At 72.7% G+C, this 25,202-nt stretch carries 20 protein-coding genes; 9 read left to right on the top strand and 11 right to left on the bottom strand.

Annotated features, from left to right (window positions below; all coding sequences use genetic code 11):
• Window positions 1-174: 174 nt before the first annotated feature.
• From ACYVIH_RS08200 to pflB, 3 genes are all read right to left on the bottom strand, one after another.
• Window positions 175-807 carry a vitamin K epoxide reductase family protein gene (locus tag ACYVIH_RS08200; RefSeq protein ID WP_460868036.1) on the bottom strand — a complete coding sequence of 211 codons (633 nt, stop codon included), beginning with the start codon at window positions 805-807 and terminating at the stop codon, window positions 175-177.
• A 115-nt stretch (window positions 808-922) separates the two neighbouring features.
• The gene (gene pflA / locus ACYVIH_RS08205; RefSeq protein ID WP_460868037.1) at window positions 923-1,714 is read right to left on the bottom strand and encodes a pyruvate formate-lyase-activating protein; all 792 of its coding nucleotides are present in this window, start codon (window positions 1,712-1,714) and stop codon (window positions 923-925) included.
• Window positions 1,711-3,984, bottom strand: coding sequence for a formate C-acetyltransferase (gene pflB, locus ACYVIH_RS08210; protein WP_460868039.1), 2,274 nt, complete (start codon window positions 3,982-3,984; stop codon window positions 1,711-1,713). The genes pflA and pflB overlap by 4 nt, the downstream gene beginning before the upstream one ends.
• Window positions 3,985-4,166: 182 nt before the next feature.
• Between pflB and ACYVIH_RS08215 the strand changes: the two genes are divergently transcribed.
• From ACYVIH_RS08215 to serA, 3 genes are read left to right on the top strand one after another with little or no spacing between them, the layout of a single operon-like run.
• Window positions 4,167-4,646 (top strand): MarR family winged helix-turn-helix transcriptional regulator, encoded by a 480-nt coding sequence (locus ACYVIH_RS08215; protein WP_460868041.1) that lies wholly within the window; start codon window positions 4,167-4,169, stop codon window positions 4,644-4,646.
• The gene (locus ACYVIH_RS08220; RefSeq protein WP_460868043.1) at window positions 4,639-5,304 is read left to right on the top strand and encodes a hypothetical protein; all 666 of its coding nucleotides are present in this window, start codon (window positions 4,639-4,641) and stop codon (window positions 5,302-5,304) included. The genes ACYVIH_RS08215 and ACYVIH_RS08220 overlap by 8 nt, the downstream gene beginning before the upstream one ends.
• A complete protein-coding gene (gene serA, locus ACYVIH_RS08225; RefSeq protein WP_460868045.1) occupies window positions 5,301-6,545 on the top strand; it encodes a phosphoglycerate dehydrogenase in 1,245 nt (414 codons plus the stop codon). The genes ACYVIH_RS08220 and serA overlap by 4 nt, the downstream gene beginning before the upstream one ends.
• Window positions 6,546-6,572: 27 nt before the next feature.
• Here serA and ACYVIH_RS08230 read toward each other — a convergent pair whose 3' ends face one another.
• Both ACYVIH_RS08230 and ACYVIH_RS08235 read right to left on the bottom strand, forming a co-directional pair.
• Entirely contained in the window at window positions 6,573-7,649 is a 1,077-nt protein-coding gene (locus ACYVIH_RS08230) for a D-alanyl-D-alanine carboxypeptidase family protein (RefSeq protein WP_460868047.1), read from the bottom strand.
• A gap of 54 nt (window positions 7,650-7,703) precedes the next feature.
• Complete coding sequence (locus ACYVIH_RS08235; protein ID WP_460868049.1) at window positions 7,704-7,922, bottom strand: hypothetical protein; 219 nt, start codon at window positions 7,920-7,922, stop codon at window positions 7,704-7,706.
• A gap of 289 nt (window positions 7,923-8,211) precedes the next feature.
• Between ACYVIH_RS08235 and ACYVIH_RS08240 the strand changes: the two genes are divergently transcribed.
• The 3 genes from ACYVIH_RS08240 (at window position 8,212) to ACYVIH_RS08250 (ending at window position 14,000) form a co-directional block, all read left to right on the top strand.
• The gene (locus ACYVIH_RS08240; protein WP_460868051.1) at window positions 8,212-10,776 is read left to right on the top strand and encodes a sulfatase family protein; all 2,565 of its coding nucleotides are present in this window, start codon (window positions 8,212-8,214) and stop codon (window positions 10,774-10,776) included.
• A 223-nt stretch (window positions 10,777-10,999) separates the two neighbouring features.
• The gene (locus ACYVIH_RS08245; protein ID WP_460868055.1) at window positions 11,000-12,661 is read left to right on the top strand and encodes an ABC1 kinase family protein; all 1,662 of its coding nucleotides are present in this window, start codon (window positions 11,000-11,002) and stop codon (window positions 12,659-12,661) included.
• Between the two features lie 88 nt (window positions 12,662-12,749).
• Complete coding sequence (locus ACYVIH_RS08250) at window positions 12,750-14,000, top strand: SGNH/GDSL hydrolase family protein (protein ID WP_460868056.1); 1,251 nt, start codon at window positions 12,750-12,752, stop codon at window positions 13,998-14,000.
• A 7-nt stretch (window positions 14,001-14,007) separates the two neighbouring features.
• Here the strand turns inward: ACYVIH_RS08250 and ACYVIH_RS08255 are convergent, their stop codons facing one another.
• Both ACYVIH_RS08255 and ACYVIH_RS08260 read right to left on the bottom strand, forming a co-directional pair.
• Window positions 14,008-15,147, bottom strand: a complete 1,140-nt coding sequence (locus ACYVIH_RS08255; RefSeq protein ID WP_460868058.1) for a baeRF2 domain-containing protein — start codon at window positions 15,145-15,147, stop codon at window positions 14,008-14,010.
• An 83-nt stretch (window positions 15,148-15,230) separates the two neighbouring features.
• Window positions 15,231-15,803, bottom strand: coding sequence for a TetR/AcrR family transcriptional regulator (locus ACYVIH_RS08260; protein ID WP_460868060.1), 573 nt, complete (start codon window positions 15,801-15,803; stop codon window positions 15,231-15,233).
• Between the two features lie 121 nt (window positions 15,804-15,924).
• Here ACYVIH_RS08260 and ACYVIH_RS08265 point away from each other — a divergent pair, with 121 nt between their 5' ends.
• Window positions 15,925-18,306: an MMPL family transporter gene (locus tag ACYVIH_RS08265; protein WP_460868063.1), complete on the top strand. Its 2,382-nt coding sequence runs from the start codon at window positions 15,925-15,927 to the stop codon at window positions 18,304-18,306.
• An 87-nt stretch (window positions 18,307-18,393) separates the two neighbouring features.
• Here the strand turns inward: ACYVIH_RS08265 and ACYVIH_RS08270 are convergent, their stop codons facing one another.
• From ACYVIH_RS08270 to ACYVIH_RS08280, 3 genes are all read right to left on the bottom strand, one after another.
• Entirely contained in the window at window positions 18,394-19,596 is a 1,203-nt protein-coding gene (locus ACYVIH_RS08270) for a Dyp-type peroxidase (RefSeq protein ID WP_460868065.1), read from the bottom strand.
• Entirely contained in the window at window positions 19,593-20,264 is a 672-nt protein-coding gene (locus ACYVIH_RS08275; RefSeq protein ID WP_460868068.1) for a copper chaperone PCu(A)C, read from the bottom strand. Before ACYVIH_RS08275 ends, ACYVIH_RS08270 begins: the two co-directional genes overlap by 4 nt.
• Window positions 20,265-20,349: 85 nt before the next feature.
• Window positions 20,350-21,219: a hypothetical protein gene (locus ACYVIH_RS08280; RefSeq protein WP_460868070.1), complete on the bottom strand. Its 870-nt coding sequence runs from the start codon at window positions 21,217-21,219 to the stop codon at window positions 20,350-20,352.
• Window positions 21,220-21,371: 152 nt separating this feature from the next.
• Here ACYVIH_RS08280 and ACYVIH_RS08285 point away from each other — a divergent pair, with 152 nt between their 5' ends.
• Both ACYVIH_RS08285 and ACYVIH_RS08290 read left to right on the top strand, forming a co-directional pair.
• Window positions 21,372-22,109, top strand: a complete 738-nt coding sequence (locus ACYVIH_RS08285) for an SDR family oxidoreductase (RefSeq protein ID WP_460868072.1) — start codon at window positions 21,372-21,374, stop codon at window positions 22,107-22,109.
• A gap of 72 nt (window positions 22,110-22,181) precedes the next feature.
• Complete coding sequence (locus tag ACYVIH_RS08290; RefSeq protein WP_460868074.1) at window positions 22,182-24,770, top strand: SCO7613 C-terminal domain-containing membrane protein; 2,589 nt, start codon at window positions 22,182-22,184, stop codon at window positions 24,768-24,770.
• 206 nt (window positions 24,771-24,976) lie between these two features.
• On the opposite strand, the gene ACYVIH_RS08295 is transcribed toward ACYVIH_RS08290, so the two are convergent.
• On the bottom strand, window positions 24,977-25,192 hold the full coding sequence (locus ACYVIH_RS08295; RefSeq protein ID WP_460868076.1) for a BldC family transcriptional regulator: 216 nt from the start codon (window positions 25,190-25,192) through the stop codon (window positions 24,977-24,979).
• Between the last annotated feature and the right edge of the window lie 10 nt (window positions 25,193-25,202).

Raw genomic sequence — 25,202 nt, forward strand, 5'->3', positions numbered from 1 at the left:
GCGGTGATGGGGTACTCCCCTCCTTGCCGTCCAGGGTCCCGCGAGCCCGGCGTGCAGGCAAGGGCGAAGGTCCTGCCTCGCGGCCGACATCCCCAGTGCTGTGGACGGTTCCCACGGCGTGTGTCGCGTGTGGAGCGTCCATAACCCCGCGTTACAGCGAGGTGGAGCGAGGGGTCAGAGAGCGAGGCCGGCCACGAGCATCAGCGCGACGACGGCGACCAGGCCGGCCCAGACGATCAGGTCCACCCCGGCCTCGGCCTGCAGCGTCATCTGCCGCCCGAACCGGCCCTCGCCGAAGGCCCGTTCGGCAGCAGCCACCCGGATCGCGCCGCTGCCGGCGATCACGAGGTTCACGAAGCAGCCGAGGCAGAACAGGCACAGGATCCCGATCGAGAACGCCGACTGCTCGAGGTACCAGAAGATGAACACGGCGAAGAACGCGGCGAACCCTGCCATCGTCGCCAGGAAGCTCTTCGACAGCCGGGAGCCGAGCACGCCGGCCAGCCCGGCGGCGGCGAACATCGCGAACAGCGGCATCGCGATCAGGGAGTTGGGGATGCCCAGCGCGGAGGACTGCCAGTGGCTGAACACGCTGCTGCACGACAGCACCGCGTTGATCTCGCAGATCGACCCGGCGTTCGGGTCGCCCTCCCAGACGATCCGCTCGACGGTCTGCCAGGCGGCGGTGACGACACCGAGCGCGCCACCCACCAGCATCAAGGCGTACCAGCGTCGCAGGCTGCCGATCGCCGGCTGCGGCGCCTCGACCTCCGGGGTGTCCGCGGGGCGGGGCAGGGTGGTGGCCATCGGATGCTCCGTTCGTCGTGCCTCTGCTCAAGCGTCCGCCGCGTCCGTCGTACCGACGTAGGGCCCTTCGTCCCGCCACGTGCCCCCGAAGTGCCCCATTTCCGAGTACGGCGCTCTAGGTGACGTGTAGTCCGACCGACCGGAACACGGCGCGGGCGTCCTCCACCTGCTCGAGCGTGGCGGCAGGCACGCCGGCCAGCCGGTCGGGCAGCCCGAGCTCGGCGTACTTCTCGCGGCCGAGCCGGTGGTAGCCGAGCACGTCGACCCGCTCGACGTTGCCGAGCGCGGCGACGTACTTCGCCAGCGACCGGACGTGTCCGGGGTCGTCGGTCCACTGTGGGAGCAGCACGAACCGCACCCACACGGGCTTGCCGAGCTCGGCCAGCCGCTCGGCGAAACGCAGCGTCGGAAGCAGCGCACCCCCCGTCAGCCGCCGGTACAGCGCGGGCGTGATCGCCTTGATGTCGAGCAGCACCAGGTCGGTGGCGTCCAGCAGCTCGGCGTCCGCCCGGTCGCCGAGCACGCCCGAGGTGTCCAGCGCGGTGTGCAGTCCGAGCTGTTTGGCGCCGGCCAGGATGCCGCGCACGAACGCCGGCTGCAGCAGCGGCTCACCACCGGTCACGGTCACCCCGCCGCCGGCGATCCGCAGCACCTCGGCGTAGCGCGAGAGCCGCTGCAGCACCTCGTCGGAGCCGACCCACTCGCCGTTGCGCATCCGCCAGGTGTCGGGGTTGTGGCAGTACAGGCACTGCAGCGGGCAGCCGGCGGTGAAGACCACGAACCGGGTGCCGGGGCCGTCGACCCCGGTGGAGATGTCCCAGGAGTGGAGGGACCCGCGTGCGAGACGGGTCTCTCCCGCAGGACAGGCGCCCGCGGCCCCGGCGGCTCGGTTGGCGAGGGCGGTCATAGCGCACCGTGGAAGGTTCGGTTGATGACGTCCTCCTGCTGCTCGCGGGTCAGGCGCACGAAGTTCACCGCGTAGCCCGAGACCCGGATCGTGAGCTGCGGGTAGTCCTCGGGGTTGTTCATCGCGTCGACCAGCGTGGCCTTGTCGAGGACGTTGACGTTCATGTGGAAGCCGGACGAGGCGACGTAGGCGTCGAGCACGCCGACGAGGTTGGCGACCTGCTCCTCCCGGGTCCGGCCGAGGCCGGCCGGCGTCACCGTCGTGGTCAGCGAGATCCCGTCGCGGGCCTCGTCGAACGGCAGCTTCGCCACGCTCAGCGCGGCAGCCACCATCCCGTGCTTGTCGCGCCCGTTCATCGGGTTGGCCCCGGGAGCGAACGGCTCTCCCGCCGCACGACCGTCAGGGGTGTCCCCGGTCGCCTTGCCGTACACGACGTTGCTGGTGATCGTCAGCACCGACTGGGTGTGCTCGGCGTCGCGGTAGGTCTTGTGCTTGCGGATCTTGTCCATGAACGTGTGCACGAGGTCCACCGCGATCTCGTCGGCGCGGTCGTCGTCGTTGCCGTACGTCGGGAACTCCCCGAAGGTCTCGTAGCCCACGACCAGCCCGTCGTCGGCGCGCACCGGCCGCACCTCGGCGTACCTGATCGCCGACAGCGAGTCGGCCGCGACCGACAGGCCCGCGATGCCGCAGGCCATCGTGCGGCGCACGTCGCTGTCGTGCAGCGCCATCTCCAGCCGCTCGTAGGCGTACTTGTCGTGCATGTAGTGGATGACGTTGAGCGCGTCGACGTAGGTCTTGGCCAGCCAGTCCATCATCACGTCGAGGCGGGCGCGGACCTCGGCATAGTTGAGCACCTCGCCGTACATCCTCGGCAGCCGCGGACCGACCTGCGCCCCCGACATCTCGTCGCGGCCGCCGTTGATCGCGTACAGCAGCGTCTTGGCGAGGTTCACCCGGGCGCCGAAGAACTGCATCGCCTTGCCGACGGCCATCGGCGAGACGCAGTAGGCGATCGCGGTGTCGTCGCCCCACAGCGGCCGCATCAGCTCGTCGGACTCGTACTGGATCGCGCTGGTGTCGAGCGAGACCTGCGAGCAGAACCGCTTGAACCCCTCGGGCAGCGCCGGCGACCAGAAGACGGTCAGGTTCGGCTCGGGAGCAGGTCCGAGGTTGTACAACGTCTGCAGGAACCGGAACGACGTGCGGGTGACCAGCGGCCGGCCGTCGGCGCCGATGCCGCCGATACTCTCGGTGACCCAGGTCGGGTCGCCGGAGAACAGCGCGTCGTACTCCGGAGTCCGCAGGAAGCGGACGATCCGCAGCTTGATCACCAGGTCGTCGACCAGCTCCTGGGCGTCGGTCTCGGTGAGCACGCCCTCGGCGAGGTCGCGCTCGAGGTAGACGTCGAGGAAGGTGCTGGTGCGGCCCAGCGACATCGCGGCGCCGTTCTGGTCCTTGGTCGCGGCGAGGTAGGCGAAGTAGAGCCACTGCACCGCCTCGCGGGCGTCGGTCGCGGGCCCGGCGATGTCGAAGCCGTACGACGCTGCGAGCCGCTTGAGATCCCCCAGGGCCCGGATCTGCTCGGCGACCTCCTCGCGGGAGCGGATCACGTCCTCGCTCGAGGGCCGGGCGTCGAGGGCGGCCCTGTCGGCGCGCTTGCCCTCGATCAGCCGGTCGACGCCGTACAACGCCACGCGCCGGTAGTCGCCGATGATCCGGCCGCGGCCGTAGGCGTCGGGCAGCCCGGTGATCAGGCCGCTCTTGCGGGCGGCGAGGATCTCGGGGGTGTAGGCGTCGAAGACCCCGTCGTTGTGGGTCTTGCGGTACTTCGTGAAGACCTCGCGCACCGCCGGGTCCGGCTCGAAGCCGTACGCCGCCAGGGCCGCCTCGACCATCCGCCAGCCGCCGTTGGGCACGATCGCCCGCTTCAGCGGGGCATCGGTCTGCAGGCCGACCACGAGCTCGTCGTCGCGGTCGATGTAGCCGGGTCCGTGGCTGGTGATCGACGACGGGGTGTGCACGTCGACGTCGTAGACGCCGCGGTCCCGCTCGACAACGAACAGCTCGCTCAGCTTCGACCACAGCCGCGTGGTCCGGGCGGTGGGGCCCTCCAGGAACGAGCTGTCGCCGAGGTAGGGCCGGTAGTTGGCCTGGATGAACGCCCGCACGTCGACGGTGTCGCGCCAACAGCCGTCGTCGAACCCGCGCCACGGGTCGACCGGGGCGGGAGCATCGGAGGGGACGGGGTTCAGCACTGCGAGGGACACGTCTTCACCTTGTCGGTCACGCCCGGCTGTGCGGGGCGGGGGCCGGCCTGTCCGGCCATCTCCAGCCTCTCCGGCGCGACCGCGCAGCCGGAGGGGCATTGGTCCCTGTGTGCCCGACTTCGGTCCCGAGTTGGATCGATCACATTTTGTGATGAGGATACATAGTGAAGTAACATCACTACATGCCTTCTCCCGACGAGCGGGTCGCCGCTCTCGACCAGATCCTCGAGCTCGCCGTGCTCGTGAACGCCGACATGGCCGCCGGCCTCGCCGAGCGCGGTCTCACCGAAGCCAGGACGCACCTCGTCTGGGTGCTGCGCCAGCAGGGGCCGTGCACCCAGCGCGACCTCGCAACCGCGCTGCGGGTCAGCCCCCGCAACGTCACCGGGCTCGTCGACGCGCTCGTGGCGACCGGCTTCGTCACCCGACAGCCCCATCCCACCGACCGGCGCGCGACGCTGGTGCAGCTCACCGACCACGGCGCGACGGTCGCCGCCGCGCTCGACGCCGACCACCAGGAGTTCGCCCGACTGCTGTTCGCGGACATGCCGGGCACCACGTTCGCCGGGTTCACCGACGGGCTCGGTGCGGTGCTCGACCGGATGCGCGGCCTGGTCGCCGAGTCCCGCCCCCGACCCGAGGAGGAGCCAGCCGATGCCTGACCTCGGCCCACGCAACCTGTGGCGGATGCTCACGAAGGCCGTCCTCTTCGAGCTCCGGCTCTACCGCAGCCTGGCCCGCTGGGTGCTGCGGCGTCACGACGTCCGGTACGACGACGCCCGGCCGGTGAGCTACGCCAAGACGGTCACCCCCGTGATGTGGCTGTGGATCTTCGCCTCGGCCGTCGAGGTGCCGCTGGTGCACCTGCTCATCCCGTGGGACAGCGTGCGGATCGTCGTACTCGTGCTCAGCATCTGGGGGCTGCTCTGGATGGTCGGCCTGCTCGCCAGCCTCACCGTCTACCCCCACCTGCTCACCCCGACGGGTCTGCGCGTGCGCAACGGCGCGAGCACCGACATCCCGCTGCCCTGGTCGCGGGTGGCCTCCGCGTCCTACCAGCGGCGCGACCTCGACTCCACGATCCGCACCCTGCAGCCCCGGGAGACCGAGGACGGCACGAACCTCCAGGTCGCCGTCTCCGGCCAGGTCAACGTGCACCTGCGGCTGCACGGGCCCACCGTCGTGGCCACCCCGAAGGGCGAGCTGGAGATCGTCGAGCTCAGTCTGTTCGCCGACGACCCCCGGGCACTCGTGGCCGCCGTGCGCGAGCAGATAGGTTCGAGGGCGAAGCCAACCCCTCGGACTGGAGGCACACGATGACGCTCGGCTCCCCGGTGCGCCAGAAGCGCAGCGACAAGGACGCCTGCAGCGCGCTGCTGCTCGAGAACATCCACCCGGTCGCCGAGGAGGCGCTGACCAAGGCCGGGATGAAGGTCTCCACGATGCCCGGCGCCCTCGACGAGCAGGAGCTGATCGAGGCCCTGCAGGACGTCGACGTGCTCGGCATCCGCTCGAAGACCCAGGTCACCGCCGGCGTCCTCGCCCACGCCCCGCACCTGCTCGCGGTCGGCGCGTTCTGCATCGGCACCAACCAGATCGACCTCGCGGACGCCTCCGGACGGGGCATCGCGGTGTTCAACGCGCCGTTCTCGAACACCCGCAGTGTCGTCGAGCTCGCGATCGCCGAGATCATCGCGCTGACCCGGCGGCTGACCCAGAAGGACGCCTCCCTGCACGCCGGGGTGTGGGACAAGTCCGCGACCGGCGCCCACGAGGTGCGCGGTCGCCGGCTCGGCATCGTCGGCTACGGCAACATCGGCAAGCAGCTGTCGGTGCTCGCCGAGGCGCTCGGCATGTCGGTGTCGTTCTACGACATCGCCGACCGGCTCGCGATCGGCAACGCCCAGCGCCGCAACAACCTCGAGGCGGTGCTCGAGGAGGCCGACGTGGTCTCGCTGCACGTCGACGGCCGGCCCGGCAACGCCGGGATCTTCGGGGAGCAGGAGTTCGCCCGGATGAAGCCCGGCGCGATCTTCATCAACCTCTCCCGCGGCTTCGTCGCCGACCACGAGGCGCTGCGCGCGCACATCGAGAGCGGCCACCTCTCCGGCGCGGCGATCGACGTGTTCCCGGAGGAGCCCAAGCGCCAGGGCGACCCGTTCACCTCCGCGCTGCGCGGGCTGCCCAACGTGATCCTCACCCCGCACATCGGCGGGTCCACGGAGGAGGCGCAGGAGGACATCGGCCGCTTCGTCGCCGGCAAGCTCACCGACTTCGTCGGCAGCGGCGCGACCACGCTGAGCGTCAACCTGCCCAGCGTCTCCCTCGAGCACGCTCCCGGCACCCACCGGCTGGCGCACCTGCACCACAACGTCCCCGGTGTCCTGGCCCGGGTCAACGCGGTGCTCGCCGACCGCGGCGTGAACGTCGAGGGCCAGGTGCTCACCACCCGCGGCGACCTGGGGTACCTGCTCACCGACGTGGGCCTGGACTACGCACCCGACGTGATCTCCGAGCTGGCGGGCCTCCCCGAGACGGTCGGTCTGCGCATCCTCGACTGACACCGAGCCCGGGCGACGGCCCGTCCGTCAGGAGCGGGGCAGGCGCCCCACGGGCTTGAGGAGGTCGAAGTTCGCGCTGGCCCACTCGGTGAGCGCACGGGCGCCGTCGGTCGAGTACCCGGACGGAGCGCCCAGGTGTGCGGTGGCGATCCGGCGTCCGCCGATCTCGGTGACGACCACGAGCGTGTTCTGCGCCGGCGTCGTCCACCCGCTCTTGCCGAGCGAGCCCGGGTAGCGGTTCACGTAGTCGGTGCCCCGCCAGATCGGGCGCCGGGCCTTCCCGGTGACGGTGGAGACGACGGCGTACGGCGTGCCGAGGATCCGGCGTACCGTCTCGTCCTGGAGCGCGGCACGCAGGAACAGCACCAGGTCACGGGCCGACGAGTGCGAGCCCCAGGCGGTGAGGCCGGAGGCGTTCTTCGCGACGGTGTCGGTCGCGCCGAGCTCACGGGCCAGGTCGTTCATCGCCTGGTAGAAGGCCCACCGGCCGCGCGGGTGCATACCGGCGACGGCCTCGGCGGCGTCGTTCCCGGACTTCAGCAGCATGCCGGTCAGCAGCGCGTCCCGGGAGTACACCCGCCCGGGCTTGAGCCCGACGCACGAGCAGGTCTGCTTCGCCTCGTACCGACTGACCCGGTGCTTGGCGTCGGGAGCGATGGTGCGGGTCGCGGTCAGCGCGGTGAGCAGCTTGAGCGTGGAGGCCTGCGGGAGCCACCTGCGGTGGTTGTAGCGGCCGAGCAGGCGACCGGAGTCGAGGTCCACCACCACCCAGGACCGGGCCCGGACGCGGGGCGGGACGGCCACCACGCTGCCCCGGCGCGGCCGGAACTCGGTCCGGTTCGCGACGTAGAGCGTGCGGCCGTCACCCGCCACCCGGCCCTTGCGGCGCTTCAGCTCGACGCGGCTGACCGCCACCGGCCGGAGCGTGTCGGCGGTGACGGTGCCGGCCGGTGAACCGGCCTCGGACCGGCCCGAGGGCGCGGTCTGCTGGCCCACGGCCAGGGAGCTGAGTGCGGCGAGGGCGGCGACGGGGCCGGCCAGCCGCTGCCACCAGAGGCGACGGCGGGGCAGTGGTGATTGCGGGACGGGTCGAACGGTGCGCATGACCCCGTTATCGGCAGCCGCCGGCGAAGGTAAAGGAACTTGCCGCGAGGTCCCTCAGCAGCAGGGACGGAAGCCGGCGAACTGGAGCGAGGCGTCGTAGCGGATCAGGCCCTCCTCGACGAGGTCCCACAACATCGCGACGACGGCGCCGCGGTCGGCGCTGTAGTCCGTGGCCACCGAAGCGATCACGTCGGCCGGGGCCCACGCACCGTCGAACACCGCGTTGAGGACGGCCGCACGGAGGGTGATCGGTTCGGACTGCACTGCCAGCATGGCTACTTCTCCTGTTCATACGCTGCCCGGTCTGGGGCACGGTTCCAGCGTGAAGGAGTCATCCGAGAAGCAGCAGGGGGCGTTGGTCCTCCGTGTGCAGGCATCGGTCCTTTCCGGACATTCCCCTTCGACCCGCGGCCCCCGATGGGCTGTAGCGAAGGACACGCCGCCCAAGCTTCCACAAACCGGAAGAACCCCTACGCACGGCCGCAGAGTGACGTACCGTCTTCGTCGGCTTTACCTTTCCTCACTTGCTACCAGGTGACCTACCTCCTCGGGGAGCTCATCCATGCGTGCACGCCGCCTCGGCATGCTCACCGCGTTCTGCGTCGTCGCCGGCCTCACCGTCGGCATGACCACGTCCGACCCCTCCGCCCATGCCGCGACCGCGACCACCGCACCGGCGGCCGTGACCGCCCCCGGTCCTGCCGTGGCGAAGCGCCCGGTCTCGACCGTCCCCCGTGCCCCGCGGGTGCTGGGCAAGCAGCCGAACATCGTGATGATCACCGCCGACGACATGCGCGCGGACGACCTCGAGCTCATGCCGCGCACGCAGCGGCTGCTGGGCAGGGCCGGCGTGACCTTCACCGACGCGGTCTCGAACTACCCGCTGTGCTGCCCGGCCCGGGCGTCGCTGCTCACCGGCCAGTACTCCCACAACAACGGGGTGCAGGGCAACGAGTGGCCGTACGGCGGCCACCGGAAGTTCTACGAGAGCGGCGCCGAGGAGGAGACCCTCCCCGTGTGGCTGCAGCGCGCCGGCTACAACACCGCCTTCGTCGGCAAGTACCTCAACTACTACGGCAGCGCCGACCCCGTGCAGGGATCCACCGGCCCCTGGTACATCCCGCCGGGCTGGAACGACTGGCACGCCACCTACGGACGGGTGTTCCGCTACCACTGCCCGACGATGAACCACAACGGTTCGCTGCGGCGGCACCGCGGGCAGTACCAGACCGACCTCTTCTCCCGGCTGAGCACGGACCTGATCGACACCTACGCCAAGGCCGACCGGCCGTTCTTCCTCTGGACCTCGCACCTGGCCCCGCACGCCGGCGGCACCGGCAGTGCCCAGGACGGGTGCGTCGACGTTCCCGGCCTGCCCACGCCGGCCGCCGAGCGCCACGAGCGGATGTTCGAGGGGATCTCGCTGCCGAAGAGCCCGGCGCTCAACGAGAAGGACATGTCCGACAAGGGCACCTACATGCGGGACCGGGGGAAGCTCGACCTGCACCGGCAGGCGGTCGTCCACCAGGCCCGGCTCCAGGCGCTCCAGTCGCTCGACGAGTCCGTCGCGGAGACGGTCACCGCACTGGACCGGCGGGGGGTGCTCGACGAGACCCTGATCGTCTTCGCCTCCGACAACGGCTGGCTGCTCGGTGAGCACCGCGCCGAGAAGAAGATCCTCCCCTACGAGGAGTCGCTGCGGGTCCCGCTGCTCGTGCGCGGCCCGGACCTGCCCGCCGGCGTACGACGTCACCAGCCGGTCGGCATCGTCGACGTCACCGCCACCGCGCTGGCCGTCGCCGGCGCGACCCCGACCAAGCCGCAGGACGGCGTCTCCCTGTCCGGGCTGGCCCGCGACCCGCGGCGGCTGGCCCGGCGGGTGATGCCGATCGAGTCCGGCCCGGTCCCGGCGGTGCAGGGCAAGCACAACACGGTGCAGCCGGCCTGGTACTACCGCGGGGTCCGCTCCTCGCGCTGGTCCTACATCGCCTGGCAGCTGAACGAGGGGATCGAGGAGGAGTTCTACGACCTCGACCGCGACCCCTACCAGGAGACCAGTGCCCACGGCACGGAGAGCGCCGCGCTCGAGGCCGCCCGGGTCGCTCAGCAGCTGCTCCAGGACTGCGTCGGCCAGGCCTGCGTGATGGAGCTTCCTGCGGCCGTGGAGGACGGCTCCCCGCGGCCCGGCCCGGCTGGTGACACCGTCCGCCCACAGGTCGGCGTCGTCCGCGCCCCGAAGGGCTGGATCCGCAGCACCCGCGCGGTGGTCCGCTACACCGCGTCGGACCGGACCGACCGGGCGCGAGCCCTGTCGCACTGGTGCAGCCACCAGGCCCGGGACTGTGACGGCACCGCGACGCTCCACCTGTCCGGGGAGGGCAGGCACAGCTGGACCATCCACGTCACCGACCGCGCCGACAACGTCGGCAGCGCCTACGGCAACCTCGGCGTCGACCTGTTCGCGCCCCGGGTGCGCAGCACGCACCCGCGCGACGAGGTCCGCGACGGAGGCCGCGCCCGGCTGGGCTGGAAGCTGAAGGACACCGCGTCGGGGGTGAAGCGGGTCGACACCCGGATCCGCACCGTCGCCCTCGACGGTCCACCGACCCCGTGGGCCTACCCCGCCCGGATGCAGAACCGCAAGCGCCCGGTCCGCGCCGTCGCCCTCCCCCGCGACAACGCGACCGTCTGCGTCGAGATCCGGGCCCGGGACCGGGCCGGCCGACAGACCCGGTGGACGCAGGTGCAGTGCCGCGCTCGGGCCATCGACGCGGCCGCGCTCGTGCCCGACACCGAGGCTGCCTGGAAGAGCGTGGCCCGTCAGGGCTGGTACGCCGGCACCGGCACGACCGCGCGGACCCGGGGTGCGGCACTGACGGTGCCCAGCACCGGTCCGGTCGGCCTCGTGCGGGTCGTCGCCCGCGCCGGCGCGGGGATGGGTCGCGTCCGCGTCGAGGTCGGCGGGAAGACCGTCGGCCGGATCGCGCTGGACCGTGCCGGCCGGGGGCTGCAGGAGTTCGTCCTGCCGACCGCGGGCAAGGCCGGGCCGGTGACCGTGACGGTGACCAGCAAGGGCCGGCCGGTGTGGCTGGACTCCGTCGGCGTGATCCGTCGCGCCGGCAGCTGACGCCGGCAGGACCGAACCGGTCGCGCGGCCGCCCCCTACACGGCCGCGCGACCGAGCCGAGCTCCTGTGGTGGGCGTCACCTGCTCAACGACACCGCCGGCCCGGAGGTCACGCACTCGGGCCCCCGGGGGCGGCTGCGGCGGGACTGCCGGCTGTCTGACCGTGTACGCCGTGGGCAACGGCACGTTTCGCGGAGGGCCCTGCTGGAAACTCTCCCAGCACCATGAAACTGAAGCAGCGGGCGCGCCACGCCAACCGGTACCGCCAGATCGCGACGCTCCTGGTGCGCCACGGCCGCGGCGACCTGGTCCGCTCCGCCGGGATCGACGGCGTGCTCGACGACGAGCAGCTCGAGCACGGCGACCCCGAGGCGGCCGCGAGCCTGGCCGACGACCTCGAGGCGATGGGGCCGACCTTCGTCAAGCTCGGCCAGCTGCTGTCCTCGCGGGTGGACCTGCTCACCCCCGCCTACATCGAGGCGCTGTCCCGACTGCAGGACAAGGTGGAGCCGTTCGACTTCGAGCGGGTCGAGGAGATCGTCAGCGAGGAGCTCGGCGTGCGGCTCTCCAAGGTCTTCCCGACCTTCGACCACCGGCCGCTCGCCGCCGCCTCGCTCGGTCAGGTGCACCGAGCCACCCTCCGCGACGGGCGCGAGGTCGTGGTCAAGGTGCAGCGGCCGGGGATCCGGCGGCAGGTGCTCGACGACATGGAGGTGCTCGCCGACCTCGCCGAGCTCGCCGACACCCACACCGACCTGGGTCGGTACGGCCTGGCCGACCTGCTCGAGGAGTTCCGCAAGTCCCTGCTCGACGAGCTCGACTACCGCCGCGAGGCGGACAACCTGGTCACCATCGGCGGGATCCTCGCCGAGCGCGAGGCGATCGTGGTGCCCAAGCCGTACCCCGACTACTCCAGCAGCCGGGTACTCACCATGGAGTACGTCGACGGCAGGAAGATCACCGACCTCGGGCCGCTGGGCCGGCTCGAGCTCGACGGCGCACCGCTGGCCGACGAGCTCTTCTCCGCCTACCTCGAGCAGGTCCTGGTGCAGGGCATCTTCCACGCCGACCCGCACCCGGGGAACGTCCTGGTCACCTCCGACGGCCGGATCGCGCTGCTCGACATCGGCATGGTCGCGCGGATGGCGCCGGCGTACCGCGACCGGCTGGTGAAACTCTTCCTGGCCCTCGCCGACAGCCGCCCCGACGAGGTCGCGCGGGTGGCGCGCACCATGGGCGAGGAGCTGCCCGACTTCGACCCGGTGCTGTTCGAGCGGGCGGTCACCGAGGTCGTCGGCCGCTCCGCGGACGCCGCGCTGGCCGACCTCGACGTCGGCGCGATGGTGCTGCAGCTGACCCGCAAGGCCGGCGAGGCCGGGCTGAAGATGGACCCCGAGCTGGTGATGCTCGGCAAGACCCTGCTCAACCTGGACCTGGTCGCGGCCACGCTCGATCCCGGCTTCGAGCCCCGCGAGGCCCTGCGCCGGCACACCGCCGAGCTGATGAAGAGCTCGATGAAGACCTCGCCGGCGGCGATGTTCGCCACCGTGCTGGAGGCCAAGGAGTTCGTCGAGTCGCTGCCCGGCCGGGTCAACCGCGCCTTCGACGCGATCGGCGAGGGCCACTTCGAGCTGCGCGTGAAGGCCTTCGACGAGGACGAGTTCCTGCGCGGCCTGCACAAGCTGGCCAACGTGATCGCCGCCGGCCTGATCCTCGCCGCGATGATCCTGGCCTCGGCGTTCCTGGCCCGCTCCGGTGACGGCGGCGCAAGCTGGGAGAACCGGATCGCCCTCGTGGTGTTCGTCGTCTCGGTCATCGTCGCCCTGCTCATGCTCTCGCGGATCGCGCTGCAGACCCGGCACATCCGCAGCCACCGCCGCACCTGACCCCTTCCCAAGGTCGCTGCCCGACCGCTAGGTTTCCCGAGCGTCCCACGGTGGGACGGGGGGAGGCACTGGTCTCGAGGAGACACAGGTGTCCAAGCGGTTCCGGCAGCGCTCGCTGCCGTCTCGGGTTCGCGGGCCGGTGCTGGCCCTTCTGTCCACGCTCGCCCTGGTCGCCGGCACGCTCGGCCTCAGCGTCGCGCCGGCGCAGGCCGACGGCCCGGGCGTCGGCACGCCGTGGGTCGTCACGCTCGGCGACTCCTACATCTCCGGCGAGGCCGGCAGGTGGGCGGGCAGCTCCAACGACTCGGCGTCGTACGCCGACGCGCTCGGCCCCACGGCGTACTTCGACAACGCCGCGGGCACGGCCGAGCAGATCCCCCGCTGCCACCGCAGCAGGTCCGCCCAGGCCCACATCGGTGGCGGGGTGAACGGCCTGAACCTGGCCTGCTCCGGCGCCAGGGCGGCGACGTTCTGGGACGGCAACGACCGGTTCAAGCCGGGCCTGGACTTCTACGACGACGGCGCCGGCCACATCGGCCAGGCCAAGGCGCTGCAGCAGTTCGCCGCTACCCACAACGTGCGCATGGTGGTGGTCTCGGTCGGCGGCAACGACTTCAACTTCGGCTCGATCGTGCAGACCTGCGTGACCAACTTCCTCACCTCGCCGACGTGGTGGAAGGACTACTGCTCCGACGACGGCGACGTGACGTCGAACTTCACCAGCAGCAACGTGGCGGCGGTGCGGGCCAAGATCAAGACCGCCTACCAGAACGTCCGCACCGCGATGCGCAACGCCGGCTACGGGGACTCGTCGTGGACGCTGCTGGTGCAGAACTACCCCTCCCCGCTGCCGCGCTCGGGCGGGATCCGGTACGCCGAGAGCGGCTACACGCGCCAGGACACCGGCGGCTGCGGGTTCTGGAACCGAGACCTGGACTGGGCCAACGACACGGCGCTGCCGACGATCAACAACACGGTGTTCGCCGCGCTCGGCGACGCCGCGATCGGCAACAGCCGCACGCTGGACCTCTCCTCGGCGTTCAACGGCCGGCGGCTGTGCGAGAACACCGTCGGGCTGTACGAGGAGAAGGGGCTGACGAACTGGACGCAGGCCGGCGCCGTGGACAAGACCGAGTGGATCAACCAGATCCGCACGGTCAGCACGGTCGGCGACAGCCCGTACTACGTCCAGGAGTCGCTGCACCCGAACTACTGGGCCCAGCTGGCCACCCGGTCCTGCGTGCGCCAGGCCTACAACGGCGGTACGCCGCGCAGCGGCCGTTGCACGATCAGCGGCACCGGCCTCGTCAACGGCGAGCCGCGGATGTCACTGGGTTAGCGGCCGGTCAGCGAAAACGGCAGATCCCGCCCACGCCGTCCTCCGGCGCGAAGCCGGCGTCGGGCGGGATCACCCGCACCTGGGCACCGGTGAGCAGCGCGGCACGGACGGCCACGTCGGTCAGCCGGCCGGTCCGCGGGTCCGGCCAGGTCGGCCCCGAGTCCCCGGCGGCGTGCACCTCGGTGGGCGCCTCACCGAACCAGGCCTCGGGTTCCTCCGGGGACGGGCTGTCCACCAGGAGGGTGCCGACCCGGGAGTGGGCGAGCGCGTCGAGGGTCTCCTTGGCGCCGGTGACGCTGAGCCCGTTGGGCGAGCTGCCCTCGAGGTAGGTCTGCCACAGCGCGGCCGTCTGCTCCCGCACCGTCTCCTCGACGGCACGCGCCACCGCAGCAGCGTGCGCCTCCCGCGACCCGTCGTTGGCGCGGCTGCCGGTGACCTTCTTGATCGCGACCGTCTTGCGGACCCAGTCCGGCAGCCGGTCCAGGAGCAGCTGGCTGGCCCGCACGTCACCGGAGACCACGAGCACCCTGCCCTCGACCCGGTGCAGCGCCTCGGCGACGGCCTCCGCGACCGCGGCGGCGTTGTGCGCCCACGAGTCCTCGGCCCGGTGCTGGAAACGCCCTTGCGACAGCAGGCCGCCGGCGTCGGTCCGCTCGATCTCGTCGTCGGGACCCTCGACGGTGCTGTGCCCGGGGGCGTTGCCGCGGCCGATCGAGCTCTCCAGGTCCGCACCGGTGCGGTCGATGACCACCGACACGTACGGCGGACGCTGCTGGGACCACGCCAGGAGCGGCACCAGGTGCGCCGGCGCGCCGAACCGGGCGACGTCGTCGCCGTCGAGCTCGGGGAGCGTGACCAGGGCGAGCACCTGACCTGCCTGGGCGAAACCGGCGACCTGCCCCGAGCCGCGGGCCGCGCGCGCCGACGCGGGTGCGGCGAGCGCCGACTCGAGCACCTTCACGGTCTCCTCGTCGGCCCCCTGCTCCCGCAGCGTGGCCGCCAGCGGGCGCCACCGGGTCTCCCAGGACAGCTGGTACTCGTTGGCCACGTCCGGGCCGGAGCCGAGGTAGACCGCCGCGATCGGTGCGACCGGTCGGAGCACGGCCTCGAGCGTGCTGTGGTTGATCTGCTGCTCCAGGACTGTCACGACAGCCACCTCCTCGACCGATGCCTTCCTCCATCACCCCGCAGGGCAGGCGCATCCGCCAGGGCCGTCCGACCCTTGTTGCCTCAGCCGGCCCCGGAGATCCCGTCGAACAGGGTCCGGCTGACCAGCTCCCCGGCCGCGGCCGGCTCGATCAGGCCGGCGTCGGCGGCACGGGCCGCCGAGACCAGCAGGTTCACCAGGACCATCCCGGCCCAAGCGGGGTTGCCTGCGGGGCTGCCCTTCTTGTGCGGCTCCGCCGCCGCCCTGGCGACCAGCCCGAGCAACGGCGCGAGCACACGGTCGCGGGCGGCCACGAACTCCGGGTCGAGGTCCGCGCCCTCGGCGAGCAGCACCCGGAACCGCATCCCGAGCGGCACCAGCACCTCCGCCGCACGACGTACCCCCTCCCGGGCCGGCACGTCGTCGAGCGCAGCCTCCCGGAGCGCGGCCTCCGCACGCGACAGCGCCTCGGCACGGATCGCATCCCGGAGGGCCTCACGGCTCGGGAAGTGCCGGTACAGCGTGGCCCGACCGAGCCCCGCCCGCCGCGCCACCTCACCCAGGGACGCGCTCGGGTCCACGGCCAGGACGTCGACGGCTGCGTCGAGGATCGCGCCGCGGTTGCGCAGCGCGTCTGCCCGGTCGCCTCCCTCCATGCGGCTCACTCTACGGTCCTCCCTCTTGATCCGTGGTGTAGCCTACCCGATAACTGAGACATCAATGTCTCACTTCGTCCCAGGAGGCAGCCATGCCAGACCCACTCACCCAGGAGGCGTGATGCTGCACGCACTCGCCTCCTTCTCCGTCCGCCACCGCTGGTTCGTCGTCCTGGCCTGGCTGGCGCTCGTCGTCGGCGCGACCGTCGCCGGCCAGAACCTCGGCGGCTCGTTCAACAACGACCTCTCGGTGGAGGGCACCGACTCGCAGGCCGCCTACGACACCCTCGCCGGCGAGTTCCCCGAGATGTCCGGCGACGGCATGCAGGTCGTCGTGCACTCCCCCGACGGCGTCACCGACCGCGAGGTCCGCGACGCGGTCGAGACCGCGCTCGCCGAGGTGCGCGGCCAGGACGGCGTCGCCGCCGCCGAGTCGCCGTACGACGCCCGGCAGCCGATGGTCTCCGCCGACGAGACCACCGCGATGGCCACGATCCGCTTCGACGAGCGCGCCAAGGACATCGACGACAGCCAGATCGCCGACGCCCAGGACGCCTTCGACGACGTCCCCGCCCAGGTCGAGTTCGGCGGTCCGGCACTCGACGGCGAGTCGGGACCCTCCGGCAGCGAGGTGATCGGCCTCGCCGCTGCGGTGATCGTGCTGCTGCTCGCGTTCGGATCCGTCTTCGCGATGCTCGTCCCGCTGTTGACCGCGGTGATGGCGCTCGGCCTGGGGATGGGGCTGATCCACCTGCTCGCCGCCGAGGTCTCGATCGGCACCGCCGGGCCCGTGGTGGCGGCCATGATCGGGCTCGGCGTCGGCATCGACTACGCCCTGCTGGTGGTGACCCGGCACCGCGAGGGGCTGGCCGCGGGCCGGCCGGCCGCCGAGTCGATCCCGGTCGCGCTGGCAACCGCCGGCCGGTCCGTGCTCGTCGCCGGCACCACCGTGATCATCGCGATCCTGTCGCTGTACCTGATCGGGATCCCGTTCGTCGCCACCCTCGGCCTGGCCAGCGCGATCACCGTGGTTACCACGCTGCTCGCCGCGGTCACCCTGCTCCCCGCCCTGCTCGGCATCTTCGGCGACCGGCTCGACCGGTTCCGTGTCCGCCGTACCCGCCTCGACCACGGCGAGGGGCACGTGAGTCGCTGGCACCGGTGGACCCGCCACGTCCAGCGCAGGCCGTGGCCGTACCTGCTCGCCTCGGTCGCGCTGCTGCTCGCGATGGCCGCACCGCTGCTGGACCTGCGGCTCGGCACCGCCGACGACGGGTCGGCCCCGGAGGGCAGCACCGAGCGCGCCGCCTACGGGCTGGTCGAGGAGGCCTTCGGCCCGGGCTGGACCGGCCCGCTGCTGGTCACCGCGGAGTACGACGACCGGGCCGACGCCGCGCAGGGGATCGGCACGCTGCGCGACAAGCTGCTCACCATCGACGGCGTCGAGCAGGTCGGCCCACCGCGGTTCAGCGAGAACGGCGAGGTGGCCCTGCTGACCGTCGTGCCCAGCAGCTCGCCCGACGACGCCGAGACCGAGGCCCTGGTCGAGACGATCCGGGCGACCTCGACCGACGCCGAGATGCACGTCGGCGGCGCCACCGCGACCTCGATCGACCTCGCCGACAAGCTCGAGGAGCGGATGGCCTGGTTCATGGGCTTCGTCGTCGCGCTCAGCTTCCTGCTGCTGATGGTGGAGTTCCGCTCGATCTTCGTGCCGGTCAAGGCCGCCCTGATGAACCTGCTGTCGGTGGGCGCGGCCTACGGCGCTGTGGTGGCCGTCTTCCAGTGGGGCTGGCTGGCCGACCTGATCGGCGCCGAGCCGGGGCCGATCGAGTCGTTCGCGCCGATGATGCTGTTCGCGGTGCTCTTCGGTCTCTCGATGGACTACGAGGTGTTCCTGCTCAGCCGGGTGCGGGAGGAGTACCTGCGCACCAACCGGCCCGGCCCGGCGGTCGCCGACGGGATCGCGGCCACCGCCCGGGTGATCACTGCGGCTGCCGCGGTGATGGTCGTGGTCTTCTCCAGCTTCCTGCTCAACGACGAGCGGGTGGTCAACCTGTTCGGGTTCGGCCTGGCGGTCGCGATCGCGATCGACGCGACCGTCGTACGGCTGGTGCTGGTGCCGGCCACGATGGCCGTCGCCGGCCGGGCGGCCTGGTACATGCCGCGCTGGCTGGACCGGCTCCTGCCCCGGGTCTCGCTGGAGACCGAGCCGCCGGACCCGATCGAGTCCGAGCTCGAGAAGCTCGTCGCCGTCGGCGCGGTGGCACCGGTCACCACGTCAGGCGCCGGCGCGGCCCCCGGACCGGCCGACGGCCCACCCGCGCTCGGCCCGGTCGACGCGCTGCACGCACTGGAGCGCGCACTCGCCGAGAGTCGGCTGCTCGAGGAGCAGCACGTCGCGCTGCAACGCGAGCACGCCGCGCTGCTGGAGGAGTACGACGCCCTGGTGACCGCGCTACGCACCCTGCGCCGGGTGGTGGCCGGCGACCGAGCCGACTGACCCCTCCTCTCTTGTAACGCGGGGTTATGGACGCAACACACGCGGCATGCCGTGGGTGAAGCGTCCATAACCCCGCGTTACTTGAAGTCAGGTGAGGAGGGTGTCGCCGAGCCAGCCGCCGTCGGTGGACCCCGGCAGGATCGCGAACACCGCCGAGCCGACCGCGGTGGTCCACTCGTTGAGCAGGTCGGCCATGTCGAGCCGCTGCTGCATCGGGGTGAACTGGCGGGCGATGTCGGCCTGGTGGCTGAGGAAGAGCAACCCGCTCTCCACACCGCCTCGACCGTCGTCGTGGGTGTAGTTCAGCCCCTTGCGGAAGATCCGGAAGCCGTTGTTCATCGTCGGGTGCGACAGCCGCGCGTGCGCGCGCATCGCGATCACCGGCCGCCCGCCCTCGGTGGCGGTCAGGTCGAGGTCGTCGCCCTCCTCGCCCCCGGTGAGCGGCGCCCCGTCGGCGAGCCGGCGCCCGATGGAGGCCTCCTGCTCTGCGCGGGTGACGGTGTCCCACAGGTCCAGGTCCATCGCGATCCGGCGCAGCACGAGCGTGGTGCCACCGGCGAACCAGCCCGGCTCCTTGGCCCAGACGGTCTCGTCGAACACCTTCGTGCCGGGGGCCGGGTTGGCGCTCCCGTCGACCTGACCGAACAGGTTGCGACCGGTCGCCGGGGACCCGTCCTTGCCGAAGCCGTTCCAGAAGCCGCTCTGCCGCCAGCGCAGCCGGGCGAACGGACCGGCGTCGGCGACCAGGCGGCGCACGGCGTGCGCCACCGACGTGCCGTCGTGCGCGGCGACCACCAGCAGCAGGTCCCCGCCGGACCAGCGCTCCTCGAGCCGGTCGTGCTTCATCGGGGGGATCTCGTGCAGACCCGGCGGCCGGGCGTCGGTGAGCCCATCGAGGCCGAACACCCCCGGCCCCCAGCCGACGGTCACGGTGAGGTCGGCGTTCGGCACGGCCAGCTCCGGTGCGGTGTCACCGGGGGCGGCGCGGCCGGCCATCAGCGCCACCACGTCGCCGGTCCACAGCCGCATCAGGCGGCCGAGCGCCTCGGCGTCGGTGTCCGGCAGCAGGTCGAGCGCGACGAGCTCGGTGAACCGCTGTGTCGGTGTCGTGATCCCGGCCTGGTGCACGCCGTACGGACTCACCGTGGCCATCGGTGTCGCCGGACCGCCGACGGCGGGCTGCTCCTGGCCGATCGCGAGCGCGGTGAGCGGCGCGGACGCGGCCGCGCCGGCGGCGGCAGCTCCTACGTAGCCGAGGAACTGCCGCCGCGACGACGCGGACCCGGTCACGGGGTCGCCGAGCCGCTCGGGCTCACCGACTCGTCCATGGAGTCCATCGGCTGCTCGGACTCCATCGCACCCTGCGACGCTTCCGCCGACGGGTGCGCGTGCGGGGCGTCGGACTCGTGGTAGTGGCCCTCCTCCTCGGTGAACTCCTTCACCGGCACGGTCAGCTCCTCGGTGCTGCCGTCGGAGAACTCCAGCACGAGCTCGACCTCGTCGCCGGGGGCGAGCTCCTCGGTGAGGCCCATCAGCATCACGTGGTTGCCGCCGGGCATGAGCACCTGTCCGAAGCCGGCCGCGATGTCGAGGCCGCCCTCGATCTTGCGCATCACCATCGAGCCGTCGACCATCGCCATCTCGTGGATCTCGGTCATCTTGGCCACCGGTGAGCTGGCGCCGGTGAGGGTGATGTCGTCGGCGCCCTCGTTGTCGATGGCCATGAACGCGCCGGTCATCGACGGGTCGTCGGCCTGGGTGGTGGCGCGGACCCAGGCGTCGGAGACGACCACCGACGAGCCGGAGTCCTCGGCCGCGGTTGCGGCGGCCTCGTCGGGGCCGGTGCCGCAGCCGGTGGCGGCCAGGAGCAGCGCTGCGCCCAGGGCGGCGGCCCCGGCGAGGCGGGAACGGGCGGTCGTCGGCACGTGCGGGGTGGAACGGAGCTTGCGTACGGTCATGAGTGCTCTCCTCGAGCGAAGTGGGGTGCCGGCGCACGCCGGTCGGCGGCACGCCGGGGCCGCGCGGTAGGGCGGCAGGGGCGGTTCAGGCTGCGAGGAGAGCCGGTGGCCCGCGGTGGGCGACGACGTGGTGGAGCAGGTGTGGGAGGGGTACGACGTCCCGCCGGCTGGCCACGACCACCGGGGAGCCGTGCACCCGCTCGTGCAGCGCGGCCGCCCAGTGCCCGAGCACGAGCAGCAGGGCGTGCTCGGCGAGGTCGTGCAGGCGCGTGGTGGAGAGCACGAGCACGGTCCACAGCGCGCGCTCGCCGACCGCGAGCCAGACGCCGAGGCCGGCGACCACGACGAGGTGGGCGAGCAACATCGCCGGCGACTGGCCGGCGAGGTGGTCGACGAGGTGCGACCAGCCGGCGTGAGCGGCGGAGGGGGTGCCGGACTGGGAAGCGGCGTGGCCCGCAGCGTGACCGGCGAGGTGTTCCGCCGCCGCTCCGGACGCCGCCGAGGCCGTGAGCTGCTCGAGCGTCGCGGCATGCATCGCGGCGACCTGGTCGAAGTAGCTCCCGGTGCGCTCGGCCACCGTGGCGGGCACCGCGGGTGTGGGCGCCGCAGTCCCGAGGGGGCCGGTCGCGGCTGCGACACCGGCCGAGGCACCGCTCCCGGCCGCGGCACCGTGCCCGGCCGCGGCATCGTGCCCGGCGAGCAGCGTGAGCACGCCGTGGAGCGCGGCCTGTCCGGCGACCAGCAGCGACACGAGCCGCAGCGGCGACGCCTGGTGGGTCAGGAACGCCGCGGAGGCCACCGTCGCGGCCGCGAGCAACCCTGCCATCGCGAGCGGCCCGGGCAGCAGTCCGTCGGCGCTGACGTGGCCGACGACCGACGCGGTCAGCACGACCGTTGCGAGCAGCGCGGCACGCGCCCAGAGCAGCGCGGGCGTCGCCCGGGTCGTTCCGGTCATCAGCTGGTCCCCACGGTGGTCGGCGCCGGCCCGGCGCGCACCCGGGGATTCTACCGAGGTCCGCGGCGGCGGCCGGACCCGCGGCACTAGCCTGGACCGGACCCGCGGTGCCGGAACCCTGGCACCGATCACGGGGAAGCAGAGGAGGAACCGTGCGCGTCGCCGTCGCCGGAGGGACCGGACTCGTCGGGAGGATGGTCGTCGCCGCGCTGGAGCGTGAGGGCCACACCCCGGTCGTGATCGCCCGCTCCCAGGGCGTGGACCTGGTCAGCGGGCGGGGCCTGGGACCGGCCCTGGAGGGCGTGACCGCAGTGGTCGACACCAGCAACGTCACCACGACCAGCCGCCGGGGCTCGGTGGAGTTCTTCGCCCGCGCGACCGCGAACCTCCTCGACCAGGCGACCCGCGCGGGGGTGCAACACCTCGTGGTGCTCTCGATCGTCGGGATCGACCGGGTCGACTTCGGCTACTACGAGGGCAAGCGCCGCCAGGAGGAGCTGGTGCGCGCCGGCTCCGTGCCGCACACGATCCTGCGAGCCACCCAGTTCCACGAGTTCGGCCAGCAGCTCCTGGACCGGATGCCGGGGCCGGTCGCCGTGGTGCCCCGGATGCGCTCCCAGCCGGTTGCCGCGTCGGAGGTCGCCGACGAGCTCGTCCGGCTGACCACCGGCCCCGCCCTCGGCGACGCACCCGAGCTGGCAGGGCCCGAGGTGCACGACATGGTGGACCTGGTGCGCCGCCAGGTCCGGCACAACGGCGACCGGCGGCTGGTCGTCCCCGCCCGGCTCCCCGGAGCGGTCGGCCGCGCGATGGCCGGCGGCGGCCTCTTGCCGACCGGGCCGGGCCCGCGCGGGTCGGTCACCTTCGACGAGTGGCTCGCCGGTGTCTAGGTGCAGGTACTCAGCCGCAGTTGAGCCCATCGGCCCTGCCCGGGCGGATGCGCGGGATGGGTCAATGGCGGTATGACCAGATACGCCGACCCCGAGCGGTGCCCTGACTGCGGGACCGCGATGCCGTTCGGCTCGCCACGCTGCCCGTCTTGCGGACTGTCGCTGCAGGGCCCGCTCGCCGCGCAGCTGTTCACCACGTTGAGCACCGCCGACGACCTGCTCGTCCGGCTCCGGACCGCTTCGGCGCACCCCGCCGTCCCGGTGGGCGCCCCGGTGGGCGCGACGACATCCGCCCCGTCGGGCGTCCGGCCCGGCACGCCGACACCGACGCCGCCCGGAGTCCGGTTCCCCGGCCCGAGCGGAGCACCGGTGCCCCCCGTGCCGACGCCGCCGTTCCGGCCCGAGCGGGTCCGGGGCGCCTCGGTGCCGAAGATCCTGCTGGCGCTCGGGGCGCTGTGCCTGCTGGTGGCGGCACTGGTCTTCCTCGCGGTCGCCTGGTCTGCGATGGGCGTGGCCGGACGCACCGCGACCCTCGTCGGGTTCACCGCGGTCACAGCAGGGCTGGCCGCCTGGACCGCCCGACGGGACCTGCGGGCTGCGACCGAGTCCCTCGGCGTCGTGGCCCTGGGCCTGCTCGCGTTCGACCTGTTCGGCGCCCGCGACGCGGGCTGGCTCGGCGACATCAGCACCGCCGGGTTCTTCGTCGTCCTCGGCGTGGTGCTTGCGGTGACCGGCGCCGGCGCGGGGCTGGCGGCGCGTCGGACGCCGGCCGGCGCCCTGGTCGGCGGGGAGGTGGTGGCCACCCTCGGCCTGCTCGTCGCCGCCGTCGGCGGGTCGGCCGGGGAGTGGGTCGCCTGGTCGGCGACACTGACCCTGACCGTCGTACTCCTGGGTGGTGCGACGCTCGCCGCAACGCGTCTGCGGCTGACCGCGCTGACCGCGGGTGCGGCGCTGCTGACGCTGGCGACCTGGGTGGTGCTCGCGATCGCTTCTTGGGACCGCGCGGTCTCCCACCCCTCCCTGACGCAGCTGTGGGCGGACCTCGAGATCTGGCCGCTGCTGGCGAGCGCCGCCCTGGCCGGCGCGCTCGCGCTCACCCGGCTGCCGCAGGTCGCCCGGTTGGCCGGCGTCTCCGCGGCGACCCTGGTGCTGGCTGCCGGGGTGCTGGCCCCGTTCGCCGACGAGACGCTCACCGCCCAGGCGGCTGCGGGTGCCGTGCTGGTCCTCGTGGTCGGCGCGCTCGCCGGGGTCGTCCCGCAGCCGTGGCGCCGCGGGCTCGGCGTGCCGATCGGCTTCGGACTGCTGTGGATGGTCGCCCTCGCCGTCGGGCTGACCTCGATCGCGCTCGAGCGCCTCGGGGAGGCCGGCACGGCGCTGTGGAGCGGCGCCGCCAGCGCCTCCCTGCCCGCCCGCACGGTGACGGGCTCGGACCCGGCAGGCTGGCTGCTGCCGCTGGCCGTGGCCGCCGTCGCGCTGGGCCTGCTCGGCCTGGCCCGGTCGTTCCCGTGGGCCGACCGCTCGGTCGGTCGGCTGACCGACTCCGACGGCCTGCTCGGAGCTGCCCTGGCCACCGGTGCGCTCACCATCGCGTTGTACGCCGCACCGATCTGGCTCGAGCTGGCCGTGCTCCTGCTCGCCGGCGCTGCGTTGACCGGCCGGGCCCTGCGCCGGGGCGGTCCGGTGCCGCTGACCCTGGCCGCACCCTTCCTCGGCCTCGGCCTCCTGGTCTCCCTCCACGCCACCGGTCTGACCCTGGCGGCGCTGGTGGTCGTGCTGCTCGCCGCGGGCGCGGTGCACCTGCGTCACCCGCGACTCGAGGTCAGCGTCGGCGCCGGCGCGCTGGTCGCCGGGGCGCTCACCGCCGTGGTGTGGACCGTCGGTTCCCTGGCCGCCGTGCACGGCGAGTGGCGCGCGGTGGCGGCCGTGCTGGTGCTCACCGCGCTGGTGCTGGCGACGCCGTACGTCGACCAGCGGCTGCGTGTGGCCGGCCCGGCGACGTACGCCCGGCTCGGGACCGAGGCCGGCGCCCTGGTCGGGGCCGGTGTCGTGTCGGTGGCCGGCGTGTGGTCCGTCGCGATCGCCGACGAACCGGCCTGGACCGCGGGCTACCTCACCCTCGTGGGCGCAGCCGCCTCGGCGATGGCCCTGCTCCGGGCCGACCGTCGCCTCGTCGGCTGGCTGGGCGGCTTCCTGCTGGCGGCGGCGAGCTGGGTCCGGCTGGCCGACATCGGCGTCGACGCGCCCGAGGCCTACACGCTGCCGTCGGCGGCGGCACTGCTCCTGGTCGGTCTGCACCACCTGCGGCGGGCGCCCCGCGCGAACACGTTCGTGGCACTCGGCCCCGGCCTGGCGCTGGCCCTGCTGCCCAGCCTGGTCTGGGTGCTCGCCGAGCCGATCGCCCTGCGGGCGGCCCTGCTCGGGCTGGCCTGCCTGGGGCTGGTCGTGGCCGGCGTGCTGCTGCACTGGGCCGGGCCGGTGCTGCACGGCGGTGTCGTCGGGGCGGTGCTGGTGCTCAGGCTGGCCACCCCGCTCGCCGAGGCGGTTCCGCGCTGGGCGCTGATCGGTGCCGCGGGCGCGCTGCTGGTGACCATGGGCATCACCTGGGAACGCCGGGTGCGCGACGCCCGGGCGGTCGCGGGCTACGTGCGCGGACTTCGCTGAGCATCGCGCAGTCGGTCGGGGGACCGCGCCGTCCCCCGACCGGCCGGTCCACGCCCCGTTCGGGTGACAGCGACGGATCCGGGGCGCACGAAAAAGGACCTAGCACCTTGCGGTGCTAGGTCCCTGAACGTCTGAACTGAGGTCCTGGCTGCCCCCCGGCGCCCCTTCCAAAGCCTCAACGTCCCCCCGGGATGATTCGGTCGAGCTCAGCTCTCATCCCCGCGACGCTGCTCGGGAACCATCCCGGTCAGCAGTTCGCGCACTTCGGACTCGCGATAACGGCGATGTCCTCCGAGAGTCCTGATCGAGCTCAGCTTGCCGGCCTTGGCCCACCGCGTGACCGTCTTCGGGTCAACGCGGAACATGGCCGCGACCTCAGCAGGCGTGAGCAGCGCCTCGGACTCAGGCGGTCGCACGTTCATGCGAACCTCC

Source organism: Nocardioides pakistanensis, assembly GCF_054781215.1.

Coding starts and splice junctions, on each gene's coding strand:
- ACYVIH_RS08200 (WP_460868036.1), bottom strand. CDS start 807: ATGGCCACCACCCTGCCCCGCCCCGCGGACACCCCGGAGGTCGAGGCG.
- pflA (WP_460868037.1), bottom strand. CDS start 1,714: ATGACCGCCCTCGCCAACCGAGCCGCCGGGGCCGCGGGCGCCTGTCCT.
- ACYVIH_RS08215 (WP_460868041.1), top strand. CDS start 4,167: ATGCCTTCTCCCGACGAGCGGGTCGCCGCTCTCGACCAGATCCTCGAG.
- ACYVIH_RS08220 (WP_460868043.1), top strand. CDS start 4,639: ATGCCTGACCTCGGCCCACGCAACCTGTGGCGGATGCTCACGAAGGCC.
- serA (WP_460868045.1), top strand. CDS start 5,301: ATGACGCTCGGCTCCCCGGTGCGCCAGAAGCGCAGCGACAAGGACGCC.
- ACYVIH_RS08230 (WP_460868047.1), bottom strand. CDS start 7,649: ATGCGCACCGTTCGACCCGTCCCGCAATCACCACTGCCCCGCCGTCGC.
- ACYVIH_RS08235 (WP_460868049.1), bottom strand. CDS start 7,922: ATGCTGGCAGTGCAGTCCGAACCGATCACCCTCCGTGCGGCCGTCCTC.
- ACYVIH_RS08240 (WP_460868051.1), top strand. CDS start 8,212: ATGCGTGCACGCCGCCTCGGCATGCTCACCGCGTTCTGCGTCGTCGCC.
- ACYVIH_RS08245 (WP_460868055.1), top strand. CDS start 11,000: ATGAAACTGAAGCAGCGGGCGCGCCACGCCAACCGGTACCGCCAGATC.
- ACYVIH_RS08260 (WP_460868060.1), bottom strand. CDS start 15,803: ATGGAGGGAGGCGACCGGGCAGACGCGCTGCGCAACCGCGGCGCGATC.
- ACYVIH_RS08265 (WP_460868063.1), top strand. CDS start 15,925: ATGCTGCACGCACTCGCCTCCTTCTCCGTCCGCCACCGCTGGTTCGTC.
- ACYVIH_RS08275 (WP_460868068.1), bottom strand. CDS start 20,264: ATGACCGTACGCAAGCTCCGTTCCACCCCGCACGTGCCGACGACCGCC.
- ACYVIH_RS08280 (WP_460868070.1), bottom strand. CDS start 21,219: ATGACCGGAACGACCCGGGCGACGCCCGCGCTGCTCTGGGCGCGTGCC.
- ACYVIH_RS08290 (WP_460868074.1), top strand. CDS start 22,182: ATGACCAGATACGCCGACCCCGAGCGGTGCCCTGACTGCGGGACCGCG.
- ACYVIH_RS08295 (WP_460868076.1), bottom strand. CDS start 25,192: ATGAACGTGCGACCGCCTGAGTCCGAGGCGCTGCTCACGCCTGCTGAG.